Below are 14,480 nucleotides of genomic sequence, written 5' to 3'. Positions count from 1 at the left end.
GTGTGGCAGTTTCTGTCGCTCGTACGGCGTCGTGCTATGTCACCATGTTGCTGGCAAATGCTAGAAAAGGGAGGGTTTATATGCTGCGTCGCTTTTTTGCTTATTACAAACCGTATCGAGGTTTGTTTATGATCGACTTTGGTTGTGCTGTGATCGCAGGGCTGCTGGAGTTAGCTTTTCCGATTGCGGTACAGCGCGTGATCGATGATTTGCTGCCGAGTGGCAATTGGCAGGTTATTTTGTGGGCATGTGCCGGGTTGCTCGGTATATTCCTAGTTAGTTCTATTTTGCAATATATCGTTACATACTGGGGTCACAAGCTTGGAATTAATATTGAGACGGACATGCGCAAAAAGCTGTTTGATCATATTCAGCGTCTGCCGTTCCGCTTTTTCGACAATGCGAAGACCGGTCATCTCGTCTCGCGGATGACGAGCGATCTGATGGATATCGGGGAGATTGCCCACCACGGACCAGAAGATTTATTTATCGCGGTGATGACGCTAATCGGGGCATTCCTGCTGATGGCAAGTCTGAATCTGGAATTGGCGATTCTGACCTTTATCGTTATTCCGCTCATGATCTATCTGTCGATCTTCTTCGGTCGGAAAATGTCGCGCGCCTTCAGCAAAATGTTTGGCGATATCGCTAACTTCAATGCACGCGTAGAGAACAACGTAAGTGGTATGCGCGTTGTACAAGCATTTGCTAACGAAGATCACGAGATTGCTCAGTTTGCGGTAGATAACGGCAGCTTCCGCCGTACGAAGCTGATTGCATACCGGATTATGGCGTGGAACTCGTCAATTAGTTATATTTTGATGAAATTCGTATCGCTGTTTGTACTCGTATGTGGAACATGGTTCGTATTGGAACGGGGCATGACATATGGCGATTTTGTCGCTTTCGTGCTGTTATCTAATGTGTTCCTGACGCCGATCAAACAGCTGAACTCGGTTATTGAGACGTATCCAAAAGGCATTGCCGGTTTCCGCCGTTATGAGGAATTGCTGGAAACCGATACCGAGATTCATGATCTGCCGGGTGCGCAGCCTGCACCGCCATTGCGTGGACAGATTAGCTATCGCGGCGTCTCGTTCGGATATGAAGGCAAGGATGATATTTTGCACAACATCGATCTGGATATTCGTGAAGGAGAGACGGTCGCGTTAGTCGGACCATCCGGTGCGGGGAAAACGACGTTATGCAGTCTGCTGCCACGCTTCTATGATATTCGTGCTGGCGAGATTACGATTGACGGTTTGAATGTCCAGCAGATGACCTTATCGTCACTGCGGACACAGATCGGCATTGTCCAGCAGGATGTGTTCCTGTTTGACGGTACGATTCGGGAAAATATCGCTTATGGCAAACTGGATGCGACCGATGAGGAGATCTGGCAAGCAGCGCGTCAGGCGCAACTGGAAACCTTGATCCAGTCGTATGCGGAAGGCATGGATACGATTATTGGGGAACGTGGCGTGAAGCTGTCAGGTGGACAGAAGCAGCGTCTGTCCATTGCCCGCATGTTCTTGAAAAATCCGCCGATCCTCATTCTGGACGAAGCAACGTCGGCACTTGATACCGAAACAGAAGCAGCGATTCAGCAATCCCTGAATGAGCTGTCCGTCGGTCGGACAACACTGATTATCGCCCACCGCCTGGCAACGATCAAGAACGCCGACCGCATCATCGTCGTGACCAAAGAAGGCATCGCCGAGCAAGGCGCACATGACGAATTGATCAACGCTGGTGGTGCCTATGCCCGTTTGCATGCCGCTCAGTTTGGTGCTTGATAAGGCGTACAGATCAGTAATCACAGCACGTAATAACAAGATTTTGAATCAATCCAATACTCACACAATCGCCCGAACTGCACAACTTTGCTGTTCGGGCGATTGTATACATTACATACAGGTTTACCAGTATTCGAGTCGCGAAACAGAACTATACATACTGGATATAGCACGAAACGAAGAGAAATAGAGAGAGGAAGGTATTCATGAGAAAGCGATGGTGGGTACTGCTGATGTTGGCAGTTATCGCAACGCTAATATTTGCAACGATTCATTTAAAAATTATGTATCTCAAAAAAGATGTAACAAACTATCTGGTTCACGAGAAGCGATATGCAGCCAACGATATTTACAGTATAGAAACGAAAATAAGTACATTACCCACTTTTCCGATGTACGTCATTTTTCGAGATGAACCTCATCAGACCTATATGTATACTGATCGGGGCGTCGGACAATGGACGCAGCTATTTCCCAATGAGGATGTAATAAGCAGAGGTGGGCAATTCAAACACTGGGAAAATCCTAACCAGAACGAAACGCATCAGCAAGATAACTGAAGCAACGACGCAAAGCCAGATCTGTCCAGTAATAGGACAAGTCCGGCTTTTTGCTAGTACTGCGCATTTGAAGCTCAGTATACTCTTCATTATCGTAATACAAACATCTACTTTTATTTTGCGACTACCAGGCATCTATCAACTATCATTCAGGCAAATGCCGGATAACATTCTCATGCGCAAACCCGCGCACCTGTTCCTCGCTGTAATGCTTGAGTAGCTCATCAATGACCAGCTGCGATTTCCCCGCATGCTCCAGCTGCTGTACATGCTCGCTAATCCCGTCAAAGTCCGATCCCAGCCCGATATGCTTCACGCCGCCCAGCGAGCAGAAGTGATCGATATGCCGCAGCAGATCAGTGATCTGAACCTGATCACCTTCCTTAATAAAATACGGGCAATACACAACATGCACCATCGCATTTCGTTCAAACATCGCCACTGCCTGCTCATCGGTCAGATTGCGCGGATGATCCAGAATAGCGCGTGCATTCGAATGCGAAGCAAAGGGATATTTCGCCACATCGAGCACATCCCAGAACGAGCGCTCGCATAGATGACTCACATCCGTCAATATGCGATGGTCATTATAAAATTGCACCAGCTCATGTCCAAATGCCGTCAGACCCGCTCCACGTTCCTCCAGCGCTCCATCTGCCGCCAGATTGGCAAAGTTCCATGTCAGCCCGACCGAGCGTACACCAAGCCGATACAGAATGTGCATCTTTTTTAGATCATTGCCAATCGGATCGACACCTTCTAACGTCAATAACGCACCAATCTGTCCGGGCTGCAATTGGGCAATTTGCTGCCAATCGGTAATATGAACCATCTGTGGATGTTTGCCTAACACTTCATCGTAAAAGTAATGCACCTGATCCAGACAATTCTGGAATCGCAACGGATCAGGTAATGCTGGATCAACGAAAATGGCAAATCCCTGCATCCGCACCTGCCCTTCCTGTAAGCGAGCATAGTTTGTTTCCAGCTCCGGCGCATCGCTGTAGCTGAGTGTTCCTTGCGCTTCAGCTAGTTTATACAGTGCATCGCAATGCAGATCAATAATATGCATATATTCCTGCTCCTTCCAATGTTGATTTGTATCCTGTGTATGTATCAAAATAAGATTACTATCCAGCATAGCCCAGCGATCACATAAAGTACAGACAACGGGCGAGTAATGGGTAATACATTCACAGCAGGTACAGGATCAGAGTAGAGGTGCAATATGGGGAAAACAATAGAGCGTATCCGGTCTTTTCTACGTAAATGGCTGGATCGCGATCAGGATCATAGAATCAAATGGGCAGAAGTGTATCTGGCAATCGGCGGTGTCTTTCACCGGGCGCTAGTGGAGACTCCGCGCAAGCGTGCAGCTGCACGTCGTCAGGAGAGCGATCTACCAGTATCGCGTATTCGGGAGATTCCGCTGAAACCGGGCGATATTTTGTACACGCCCAGCTCGGAATCGACGTATTATGCTGGTCATATGGGCATTCTCGGGACAGATGGACGCGTATATCATGTGCATCCGTTTGGTCCGGTATTCTCGGATACGGTGGAATGGTATGTCAAACGCTTTTATGTAGGTGACCGCTTTGTCGTTTTTCGTGCACGCCACGAAGATGTAGGTGTGCTGGCGGCAGAGTGGGCGGAGCAGTATTACAAACAGGTCAAAGCGTACCGTCTGCATACGGGAATGGACGATGTGACCAACAACTATTGCTCCAAATTTATTGATCAGGCATACCGCTTCACCAGCGGCACCGACATCTGGGGCAAAGGCAAAAGAAAAATCCGGCACGGATATATCTACCCGTTTCGGATCGTCAAATCGGCAGAGCTGAAAGTTGTCGGCACATACTATCGCGCCTGATACTACGATTGCCTTACGAACGAAACATGAATCAAAACAATACGCCTGAGCAGTGATATTCATTCTGCTCAGGCGTATTGTATGATACATAGAGGTAGCCACGATTATTTTGGTACAGTTGTTGTATAGAATGAATTGGTACGGAATGAATAGGCTGATGCAGAATATAGTCATGCTATTTATTATGCCGCATCCATCTACATTCTATATTGCTATATAAGATGTAGATTATTACACTCGATCAAGTTCGGCATCGCTGTCTTTCCACGTCTGAATACGGTCATCCTCGATAATACTAAGCGCCGCATCGGCGATGTCGGGATTCGTGAGTAGTGCCTGCTGAACGCGTAATTTAATATCGTCAGCATCCGCTAACGTCAATCCTTGCTTCAGCTCAATCACGCCATCTACATGATAATAACGACCTTCTTGCACGATGCGCAGCATTTGAATATCTGCGACTTGTTCATCTGCAAAGATCGTCTCGGTCACTTTATCTTCCACATCCTTCGGCGCGGAGACACCGATCAACCCGATCATATTGTCGTAACCGACCCGGAAGGCAACAGCAATCATCAGACAGCCAATCATCAGCGTGACGATACCATCCAACAGTGCAAAGTTGGTCAGTGCAATCACAATTACCGATATTAGCGCCAGTGTTGCTCCTAGTACCGCTACAATATCTTCGTAAAAGACGAGCCGTGTCGGCGGTGCTGCACGTCCTACATTGCGGAACGCACTGGAAACAATGCCCAATCCATGCGCTTCCGGCGCGCGATTCGTGAATAATCTCCTTCATCGCTTTGATTAGAATGAGCCCATCGACCAGAATATTGATGATCAACACAATAATGTTGAGCCAGACACCGCTGCCGCTAGCTGCTGGATGCTGAAGCAGATGAATGCCCTCATGGATCGTTTCATACGCCATAATCGTAACGACAATTACCGCGATCATACAGAAAATATTGATAACCCGTCCGAAGCCGTTCGGAAAGCGTGGAGTTGGTTTCTTTTCAGATAAGACACTACCAACAAATACAAACCCCTGATTGACCGCATCTGCCAGCGAGTGCATCGCTGACGCGAATATCGCACCACTGCCGCTAAAGGCAAAAGCGACACCTTTGCAGATGGCGATAACCGCATTGCCGATCATGGCGACAGCGGAAGAGGTATTTCCTTTTTTGATGAGTTGCAATAGTGATTCTTTGGGTTGTTGCTGAGACATAGGAACCTCCTTAAAAAGTAAAATCCTTCTCGTTCTGTGCCGTATTCCATTTTCATAATCTGTTCGCCTGATTGCATAGGAGCAAAGGGAATAGAGCCGTACTATGTACATACTTGAATCGGTGCTTAGCCTATTATACAGCAATCTTTTCCAGTGTCATTCGTAGTGCAACACAGTGATGGTCTTGTTTATATATGCACATACATAACGGATACGTCACAATATTCATTTATACAATCATCTGCAAACACCCAAGGTTGCGTCTAACAAAGTTTTACAAAGCGCCGATTCATTCTTGGTAAACCTGCATCTTATTTTTTGAGAAAATATCTAAAGTTCTACCTATCGTTCTATCTATGATCTATTCATCGTCTAGTTGTTGTATGCTTTCGTAACTTACAAATACAAATAGCCCGTCATCCGTCGTTAACCATCTATGCAATTCAGTTGCAATGGTTCTGGCGATGCGGGCTATTTATGTTATTTCATCCTGTCATCGTATACAGGACGATGGATATCATTTATAAAAAGGCAACCTGATTTTTACCAAGATTCTTCGCCTGCATTAACGCTTCTTCGGCGCGCAGGATCAGATCGGTCGGGTGAACGAGTGGATCTGGTTGCAGCATAACTCCGCCAACGCTAACGGTAATAAAGTCGCCGGTTTCCGCCGTGTTCGCAGGAATTTGCAGTGCTAAGACGCTACTGCGAATATCCTCAGCAAGTTGGACTACATCGTCTTTGCTGCTGCCGCGCAGATTAATCATAAAGGTACCGCCACTAAAACGGGCAATATCTGATTCTGCACCACTTGCGATTACATTCAACACGTCCGCAACCCATTGTACGCATAGATCGCCGCCGTTAAGTCCGTGGATGGCATTGTATTCTCGCAGATCGTCAATATCAACGAGCAGCAGAGACATCAATTCCTCCTGCTGAATAGCGGTATACCAGTCTTCCATCAGCTTCTTCTCAAATGACACGCGGTTTGGCATATCAGTGAGCGGATCGGTTGTCATATAGTTTTGCAGCTGATCACTGACGACATGATATGCTTCTTCCAGACCGGTATCAAGTGAAGATTCGCGTGCAATGATCATGACTGACGGTTTGCCGCCATAGCTAATCGAAGCCAGCGTTAATTCCAATTTTAACGAATCGCCGTTTCGATTTTGGAAAAAGGTATTGTTTGTGATCATATGGATCAGATTCTGCTCCAATTGTTCCAGATAATTGACCATCTCATCCTTGGAATCATCTTGTACAAACTGCATGAAGTCCAGACCAAGCAGATCATCGCTCTGTTCCAGACCGAGCAGTACAGCAGCCTCGTGATTGGAATAGATGATTCGACGTTCCGTCAGCGTGAAGAAGGCAACTGGGGACATCTCCATGAGCTGTAAATATCGCTGCTCGTTCCGACGCAGTGTACGTGCATCCTGAAGCGCTTGTTCTTCAACTTGCCGCAATTGACTTTCCGTTTGCCGATGCACAATTGCTTTCAATTCCGGCAAAATATTCAGCTCTTTGGGCTGCCAAGGGAAGGAGGTGGATTGCACGACCTGTCGCCACTTTTCAAACGATTTACGTGGGGAGAGTCGGATACCGTCATTTTCTTGAATGACTGCTTTGGCAGGGTCGCCTGCCCAATCGACGATTTGCAGTACTTCAGGGCGGAACCAGATAATATAATTTTGCTGCCCCGGCGAGATCGCTAGGTATAACGCACCGGACGCTTTGGCTTTGTATGCTTTGGCTGCTTCGTATTCCAGACTGAGCCGCGAAGTAGCATGCCAGTATTCGCGCGAACGCCCGCCCATCCAGCCTGCCAGCTCGCGAATCTGCTGCGGAGTTGGCGTATTGCCGAACGTCAGCAGCTTGTCCTGATAACTGATTGCTGCACCAGATGCGCTCATTAAGGCAAGTAACGTATGTTCTTCGTCATGCAGCTGTTCTGCTACCCGTACCGAACTTGTATTACCGGTGAAGATACTCGCAATACGTAATGCCGTTTTGCGCAATTGCAGTTCGGCTTCATAATTGTCCAGTTGCTGACGCTGATACAATTCGCTGGAGAAGAACGAACCAAGAAAATTGCAAAGATTGCGTTTACGATGGGAAATGTATTTTGCCGAATAATGATGGCAGGTAATTAGACCCCACAGCTGATTATCATGAATCAGCGAGATAGTCATCGTCGCACCCACACCCATATTGTGCAAATATTCGATGTGCAGCGGGGATACGCTGCGCAATACGGATAAGCTCAGATTGAGTGGTTTCCCAGTAAGCGGTTGAGTTGTTGGAACAATTTCAACAGGCTCGTAGTTGACGTCGACGATCAGTCGCAGCCAATTGCGCAGATAGAGCGCGCGTGCCTGCTTCGGAATGTCGGAAGCCGGATAATGATGACCGAGAAACGGTTCTAATCCTTCATTTTTGGCTTCCGCAATCACTTTACCATTCCACTGATTATCGAATTCATAAATCATGACCCGATCATAGCCAAGCATATCTTGAATCTGCTCCGCCGCCGCTTGACTCGCTTCGATCCGGTTGTTCGTTTGCTTGACCTTCGTAAAAAAGGACTGGATCCATTCAAAATCATTTCCGATTGCTTCATCTGCTGTCGGATATTCCATTTCAATAATAATAAGCCCTTCACTTTCATGCAAAACGGCATAGAACGTTATCGTTTCTCCATTTACATCAATGACAATTTCGGTATATTGCAAATCGGAAGTAGCTTCAGCACTAAGATCACTATGTAGTAAACTGAGTAGCTGTTCTGTTCCGATAATGCGTTCCAGTGGTTGCCCCAGTAGTTCATCCGGTGTATAGCCCAGCATATTCTTCGTATTCGTACTGCACTGAACAATCGTATGCTCGCTATCTTTGGTGACAGCAAGCAGGATGCCGTGCGGCTGAATACGACCTGGAATATGAATCGGTTCTTTATCGCAATTAGTCAGGTCAATCGGTTCCTTGGTGACGTAGTTTCCTTCTGTCAGCAAAGTGCGATTGAGTGGTTGATCGTTCTTGTTGCTGGCGTCAGACATTGTAGGCTGACCTCCATTCCTGTGTTGTAAGAAGACGAATTACGTATGGAACCACGCATCAAGCAGTTGGAACGTCTGGCGTGCCGCATCCACAATCTCTTGTTGTTCCTGCGGCGATTGTCCACGATTCACAACTACATCGCGGAAGCTTTGCCATTGGTCACGTGTATCCTGACCATACCCGTTAAAATAGGAAATACCTGCTCCCGGCTCAACCGGTAGGAATTTCATCAATTGCTTCGTAATTATCTGTCCACCGAGCGTAGAACCTTCGATGACATACATACTGCCGATTAAGCGCGCAGATGTAGAGATATCCGGCAAACGGTCGCATAGTGGCAAGGCATCCAACTGTTCACGAGTTACACCGAGATGCAGTAAATCTTGTTCGAGCAATGCTGTTTTACCACGAATATCCATATCTAATCCGAGCTGCTCTGGCAGTCCAGAAGATATCGCATGTTGCTCCAACGGACGCAAAAATCCGTAAAACAGCTGCAAATATTCAGTATATTGCGGTAACGTCATACTTTTATCCATCATGGAGCGCGCATAGTCATTATTCTCAATCTGACGATGGGCTTCCGCAGTATCTGTCCGCAGACGCTCCAAAATATTAGTAGTCATTCTGATCTCATCCTTTACCAATAAATATCTATAAGCAAAACAAACGGGGAATCATGACAGCACTTCGCTAAATAAAAGATTGTCGCAGGATAGGATCAATGAGAAATTTTGCACATGTAAGTAACCGCTTTAACTACTATGGCATAAATACTCAAATCAGATCATGATCACCTAGCGGATTGCGTTAAACTGTCCCACCATTTTAACATGACCATCCAGACAAAAATAGTTCGGATGGAAACAAATCAGCGCTGCGATACACAGAAATTTCCACAAATGATACTAGGAATAGTAGGATTGTAGCAGAACGTACCATATAATGAAGACAAACGCAAATCTATCCGTTACGATCCAATAAGTAGATTCATACAGCATACAACAGGCTGCCTCCCATAGTGTATCTACGGAAGACAGCCTGTTGATGGTAGCGAAAGCTATCATATGAAGTAGAACAGATTAGCTGTTAGGTGTAGCTGGCTTTTTGCGTAGCCAGATCATCGAGAATAGATACGCTGTCAGTAGAGTCGCTGCGGCGGCACTCATCCATGTCCAGTGTAACAATGCAGCATGTTGAGACTGACTTGCCAGATCCAATCCGTACCAGAACAGCAGCAGCGAGATTACTCCGGTGAGAAGCAGCCCACCGAGCGCTGTTCCATACCGATGTAGCAATGACAGATGAACAAAATGCCGGATTCCATCGCGATAATGCACAGCTGCCATACCTACATAGATCATACCAAGCAGCACATTCCATCCTGTATGCAGCAACAAGAAATTCATAATCATTAGAAAGACGACTACCCCGGTTATTTTACCAAAATGCCGATCCATCCACATGCCTGCAAATCCCCTTTATCATTAAATTAAATTACAGTTCCATATCAAGCGAAACAATTTCGATCCTGTACGTAGGTTGACGTAGCGAGTATTCATTGAAGGGACAGGTAAGTAAACACGTTTCATTATATAGTTCTCATTACGAGATTTGGTTTTCATTATGAAGGTACGTGATTGGCGGTTCGATTTCTTTTATTCGTGCTTATCTGTATGTATATCGGACATTTATGCCCTAATTTTAGATTTATATGGATATAAATGGATTTTTGAATAGGATATCTACATTTACAAATTCAGCATATACATACAGCTACAGATTTAACGTACCTGTATAGCATATATGTACAGCAGACAAACAGATGATATACAAACAGGTGGCACCCTGCATCATTTGCAAAGTGCCACCTGTTCTACCTGTATATCGTTCTCAAATCTAACTTGTTCTACACTCAATTTGTTCTAAAATAAATGCTTATCCAATACGCAATGTCTTCTAAAATGTAACTTCTTCTAAGACATAACTTCTTTCAAAATGTACCTTATATGAAGCAATCATCTCAAATAAAAACAAACAATCCTGTGTCTTAAATAATCACCATCGTTTGTTGCAACATCCTTTGTGCCTGATTGTAGGTCATTACGCTGTTATTGCGATTTCGCCTGCTACTGTCTTTTTTTGACCAGTAATAGGAAGCAGATCACTGCCAGCGTCTCCGCTGTGAAAATAACGACGCTCATCGGCACCGCTGTTGTTCCGCTACCGAGACCGACCAATGGGGAAGCGGCAGCGCCTAGCGTTAACGGCAGCAGACCGAGCAGAGCGGAGGCACTACCTGCTGAATTTCCCTGTGTTTGCATTGCCAGTGAAGTAGACGTAGCCGCAACCGAACCGACACACGATACGATCAGGAACAGCATGGCTGCGATCAGGAACAATCCGCCACCTGAGAATGCGATAATCAGCAGCAGTAACGCCGCTGTAAAAGCAACGGTCAAACTAAGACGCAATATACGCAATTCGCCAAACGTTCCAGACAGACGACCTGCCAGCTGAGAGCAGATGACAATCCCGAGACCATTCAGCGCGAAGAACAGACTGAAGCCCTGTGCCGATACGCCAAAAATATCCTGAATCACAAAGGGCGAACCGGAAATATAAGCAAACATCGCTGCTGTAACAAACGCCTGCGACAATGCAAAGCCCATAAAAGCACGATCACGTACAAGACGACCGAATGTACGAAGCGTACTGCTCAACCCCCCAGCAGCTTTGCGATCCGATGGCAGGGATTCTGGCAAACCGAACGTTACCGCAATCAGCATAACTGCCCCTATTATAGCCAATACTACAAATACACCCTGCCATGGTACAACCTTTAACAATAATCCGCCAATGATCGGTGCAGCAATCGGCGCCACCCCGTTAATCAGCATCAACAGAGAGAAGAATTTGGTCAGCTCGTGACCAGAATACAGATCGCGTACGACCGCCCGTGAGATGACAATTCCGGCAGCTCCGGTTACACCTTGAATAAACCGCAGCAAGATCAATACCCAGATGTTGCCGGTAAAAGCGCACAATAGCGAGGAGATTGTGTACAACACGAGTGAAAATAACAGCGGCATCCGGCGACCTTTCACATCACTGAGCGGCCCGACAACGAGCTGTCCAAAAGCAAGACCGAGTAGACATGCGGTCAGACTGAGCTGGGCAAGCGATGCTTGCGTGTGCAGATTATCCGCCAGCGTAGGTAATGCTGGCAAATACATATCGATTGATAGCGGCGCGAATGCCGATAGCGAACCGAGAATGAGCGCGGTCAGCAGGCGACGCGAGGAACTCATGTTTTCGGCTGACAACGTTTTGTTTGCATTTATTTTGTTCATATTGATTATGCCGTCCTTTCCGTAACTTTGGCGAATCCTCCGCAACCGCCGTATGACGGGAACGAAGCATCCGCACGACAATCATTAGTGTAAACGATCATTACCATTTAAACAAAGCAAAGATTTCAGGCTTATGCATTTCATGCTATAATGAATCCCAATGATTGATAAATCCTGAATGACAATACACCCGAGGAAGGTAGGTCAAGCATCTTGTCTACAAAAGCTAAGCAACCGAAGCCCGAATGGATCAAAATCAAGATGACCAACAACGAAAACTATCAGGAAATCAAAAGCATGATGCGCTCCAAAACGCTGCATACCGTATGTGAGGAAGCTCGTTGCCCGAACATTTACGAATGCTGGGCGAACCGGACTGCTACATTCATGATACTGGGAGATATCTGTACGCGCGCTTGTCGTTTCTGTGCCGTGAATACAGGGATGCCGACGGAACTTGATTTGCAAGAACCAGAAAGGGTAGCTGAAGCCGCAGAGCAGATGGGCCTGAATCATTGTGTAATTACAAGTGTTGCCCGTGACGATCTCAAAGACGGCGGGGCAATGATTTTTGCGGAAACGATCCGTGCGATGCGCAAACGCCTGCCGCTGTGCAGTGTGGAAGTGCTGATTCCTGACTTTATGGGCGATATTGAATCGCTGCGCATTGTTATGGATGCCAAACCGGATATTTTGAACCATAATATTGAAACGGTAGAGCGCATGTCCGATCGTGTCAGAGCGAGAGCAAAATACCCACGCTCGATGGAACTGCTGCGCAACTCCAAAACATTGCAACCAAACATTCCGACCAAATCCAGCATCATGCTGGGCGTAGGCGAGGAGTGGGATGAAATTTTACAATCTATGGATGACCTGCGTGCCGTGGATTGCGATATTCTGACGCTGGGTCAATATTTGCAGCCAAGTCCGAAGCATCTGAACGTGGCGAAATATTACACACCAGAAGAATTTGCGATTTTAAAAGAAGAAGGACTGAAGCGCGGATTCAGCCATGTAGAATCCGGTCCGCTCGTTCGCAGCTCCTACCATGCGCATGAACAGGTAAAATCCGCATCGAAGTCGAAGGAAACTTCGACCGTTTAATTGCGAAAGGCGGGACGACCTTGATTCAGATTGGTGGCAAAACCTACGAGATCATCAAAGAATACCGGAACGGCTGGAATGTCGATATTTTCCGTGAACGCTATAGCGAAGTACTGGAACGGTATGATTATATTTTGGGCGATTGGGGCTATAACCAGCTTCGACTCAAAGGATTTTACCGGGATGGTCATCCGAAAGCGGCGAAGGACAGTTCTCTATCCAGTCTGACCGAGTATATTAACGAATACTGCAATTTTGGCTGTGCCTACTTTGTTCTGCAAAAGACCAAAGACGGCCCGCCGGAAGCCAAGTCTAGCGAGGGCGGCGACAAACCACAGCGCTCCAGCAGAAGTCACGGCAAACGTGACCGTGGTGACCGTCAGGACAAAGGCTCTTCCGGTCAAAAGCAGGGCAAGCAACAAGCTTCTGCCCAAGCAACAGCCACTGGTTTTGCTGACAATCAAGCCAAAGAGTCATCTCCACGGCAAAAGCAGCAGAATAACCAGAATCAGAACCAACAGTATCACCAGAATAATCAGCAACGTCAGAACCAACAGCAGTCTCCTAATCAACAGCAGCAAGCTTCCAATCAACAACCACAACAGCAAACGCAGCAACCTTCTCCATCCCAGCGGAACAATCCGGCACCTGCTCCGGCAGCTCCTGCACCCGCAGCAGCCCCACAGGCAGCCAACGAGCCGCAAAAGGATTAAATAACCTTCAATGAAACTCCTTCTATACTTACTGTGAAATACAGTGAATGCAGAAGGAGTTTTTATTTGTGAAATTTAAAAAAGTACAAAATGTACAGTCTGTACTTTTCTCATTTATAGTTGTATAATCATACATACAGAAAGGAGTGCTTTTTATGAATGCTATACAAAGTGCTACTGAAGTAAGAGCTAACTTTGGACAATATATTGATGATGTTGTTAGAGTGAAACCACAATTCGTCAAACGTAATCGCGATATTATTGCCAGTTTTTCCATAGAGCAGCTAAAGTTAATTTTTGCAGCATACGAGTTTACTTTTGAATATGAACAGACAAACGACACATTCGTTGGTTCGATTGAACAAATTGAAGATATTATTGCCGAAGCAAACACGCTTGAAGAATTAAAATTGTCTCTGGCTACTCAATTATTTGAATATGCGGAAGAATATTTTGAATATTTTGAGCAGTATCAGAATGCCCCTAACCGTAAAAAGCATGTTCCCTATATTATGCGTGTACTTGTCTATAACAGTCCCGAAGAGATTGTAAACTTATTACATGGCTAGTTGGAAAGACTTAAGAAGGTATTTGCAAAGAGATGGTTGGGAAATGTACAGACGGGGCGTCGATGATATGTATAGAAAAGTTTTACCTAATGGGGATATTTTAAAATGTCGGGTTTCTAAAGGAACAGGTGAAATTTCTCCTGCATTGTTCAGTAGGATTTTAAAACAGCAACTGCACACGGACAAAGAAACATTCAACTCCAAAATCT

General features: G+C 46.1%; 11 protein-coding genes and 1 pseudogene. 6 read left to right on the top strand and 6 right to left on the bottom strand.

Annotated elements, in window-relative coordinates; all coding sequences use genetic code 11:
• The first annotated feature begins 80 nt into the window (after positions 1–80).
• Together ACDE64_RS19310 and ACDE64_RS19305 are read left to right on the top strand one after the other, a co-directional pair.
• Entirely contained in the window at positions 81–1,796 is a 1,716-nt protein-coding gene (locus tag ACDE64_RS19310; protein WP_411347914.1) for an ABC transporter ATP-binding protein, read from the top strand.
• A 206-nt stretch (positions 1,797–2,002) separates the two neighbouring features.
• Positions 2,003–2,356, top strand: coding sequence for a DUF3139 domain-containing protein (locus ACDE64_RS19305; RefSeq protein WP_411347913.1), 354 nt, complete (start codon positions 2,003–2,005; stop codon positions 2,354–2,356).
• Between the two features lie 145 nt (positions 2,357–2,501).
• Here the strand turns inward: ACDE64_RS19305 and ACDE64_RS19300 are convergent, their stop codons facing one another.
• A complete protein-coding gene (locus ACDE64_RS19300) occupies positions 2,502–3,428 on the bottom strand; it encodes a dipeptidase (RefSeq protein ID WP_411347912.1) in 927 nt (308 codons plus the stop codon).
• Between the two features lie 156 nt (positions 3,429–3,584).
• On the opposite strand from ACDE64_RS19300, the gene ACDE64_RS19295 reads away from it, so the two are divergent.
• The gene (locus tag ACDE64_RS19295; protein WP_411347911.1) at positions 3,585–4,232 is read left to right on the top strand and encodes a hypothetical protein; all 648 of its coding nucleotides are present in this window, start codon (positions 3,585–3,587) and stop codon (positions 4,230–4,232) included.
• 231 nt (positions 4,233–4,463) lie between these two features.
• Here ACDE64_RS19295 and ACDE64_RS19290 read toward each other — a convergent pair.
• The 5 genes and pseudogenes from ACDE64_RS19290 to ACDE64_RS19270 form a co-directional block, all read right to left on the bottom strand.
• A pseudogene (locus ACDE64_RS19290) lies at positions 4,464–5,466 on the bottom strand (cation diffusion facilitator family transporter).
• Positions 5,467–5,987: 521 nt separating this feature from the next.
• On the bottom strand, positions 5,988–8,528 hold the full coding sequence (locus ACDE64_RS19285; RefSeq protein WP_411347910.1) for a diguanylate cyclase domain-containing protein: 2,541 nt from the start codon (positions 8,526–8,528) through the stop codon (positions 5,988–5,990).
• A 39-nt stretch (positions 8,529–8,567) separates the two neighbouring features.
• Positions 8,568–9,155, bottom strand: a complete 588-nt coding sequence (locus tag ACDE64_RS19280) for a biliverdin-producing heme oxygenase (RefSeq protein WP_411347909.1) — start codon at positions 9,153–9,155, stop codon at positions 8,568–8,570.
• Positions 9,156–9,611: 456 nt separating this feature from the next.
• Complete coding sequence (locus tag ACDE64_RS19275; protein WP_411347908.1) at positions 9,612–9,995, bottom strand: hypothetical protein; 384 nt, start codon at positions 9,993–9,995, stop codon at positions 9,612–9,614.
• A 663-nt stretch (positions 9,996–10,658) separates the two neighbouring features.
• Positions 10,659–11,882 carry a multidrug effflux MFS transporter gene (locus ACDE64_RS19270; protein WP_411347907.1) on the bottom strand — a complete coding sequence of 408 codons (1,224 nt, stop codon included), beginning with the start codon at positions 11,880–11,882 and terminating at the stop codon, positions 10,659–10,661.
• Between the two features lie 213 nt (positions 11,883–12,095).
• Between ACDE64_RS19270 and lipA the strand changes: the two genes are divergently transcribed.
• The 3 genes from lipA (at position 12,096) to ACDE64_RS19255 (ending at position 14,271) form a co-directional block, all read left to right on the top strand.
• On the top strand, positions 12,096–12,989 hold the full coding sequence (gene lipA, locus ACDE64_RS19265) for a lipoyl synthase (RefSeq protein WP_411343697.1): 894 nt from the start codon (positions 12,096–12,098) through the stop codon (positions 12,987–12,989).
• A 20-nt stretch (positions 12,990–13,009) separates the two neighbouring features.
• Positions 13,010–13,702: a YutD family protein gene (locus tag ACDE64_RS19260; protein ID WP_411347906.1), complete on the top strand. Its 693-nt coding sequence runs from the start codon at positions 13,010–13,012 to the stop codon at positions 13,700–13,702.
• 155 nt (positions 13,703–13,857) lie between these two features.
• On the top strand, positions 13,858–14,271 hold the full coding sequence (locus ACDE64_RS19255) for a hypothetical protein (RefSeq protein ID WP_411343695.1): 414 nt from the start codon (positions 13,858–13,860) through the stop codon (positions 14,269–14,271).
• The last annotated feature ends 209 nt before the right edge of the window (positions 14,272–14,480 follow it).

The sequence above is a fragment of the Paenibacillus sp. WLX2291 genome, assembly GCF_046603665.1.
Lineage (GTDB): Bacteria > Bacillota > Bacilli > Paenibacillales > Paenibacillaceae > Saccharibacillus.
Note: the sequence above shows the minus strand (reverse complement) of the source record. Positions and strands in the feature narration are given on the sequence as shown.

Excerpts from the sequence above, each read along its gene's own strand:
- ACDE64_RS19275 (WP_411347908.1), bottom strand. The coding sequence starts at position 9,995 with ATGTGGATGGATCGGCATTTTGGTAAAATAACCGGGGTAGTCGTCTTT.
- ACDE64_RS19285 (WP_411347910.1), bottom strand. The coding sequence starts at position 8,528 with ATGTCTGACGCCAGCAACAAGAACGATCAACCACTCAATCGCACTTTG.
- ACDE64_RS19310 (WP_411347914.1), top strand. The coding sequence starts at position 81 with ATGCTGCGTCGCTTTTTTGCTTATTACAAACCGTATCGAGGTTTGTTT.
- ACDE64_RS19300 (WP_411347912.1), bottom strand. The coding sequence starts at position 3,428 with ATGCATATTATTGATCTGCATTGCGATGCACTGTATAAACTAGCTGAA.
- ACDE64_RS19270 (WP_411347907.1), bottom strand. The coding sequence starts at position 11,882 with ATGAACAAAATAAATGCAAACAAAACGTTGTCAGCCGAAAACATGAGT.
- ACDE64_RS19305 (WP_411347913.1), top strand. The coding sequence starts at position 2,003 with ATGAGAAAGCGATGGTGGGTACTGCTGATGTTGGCAGTTATCGCAACG.
- ACDE64_RS19255 (WP_411343695.1), top strand. The coding sequence starts at position 13,858 with ATGAATGCTATACAAAGTGCTACTGAAGTAAGAGCTAACTTTGGACAA.
- ACDE64_RS19280 (WP_411347909.1), bottom strand. The coding sequence starts at position 9,155 with ATGACTACTAATATTTTGGAGCGTCTGCGGACAGATACTGCGGAAGCC.
- ACDE64_RS19295 (WP_411347911.1), top strand. The coding sequence starts at position 3,585 with ATGGGGAAAACAATAGAGCGTATCCGGTCTTTTCTACGTAAATGGCTG.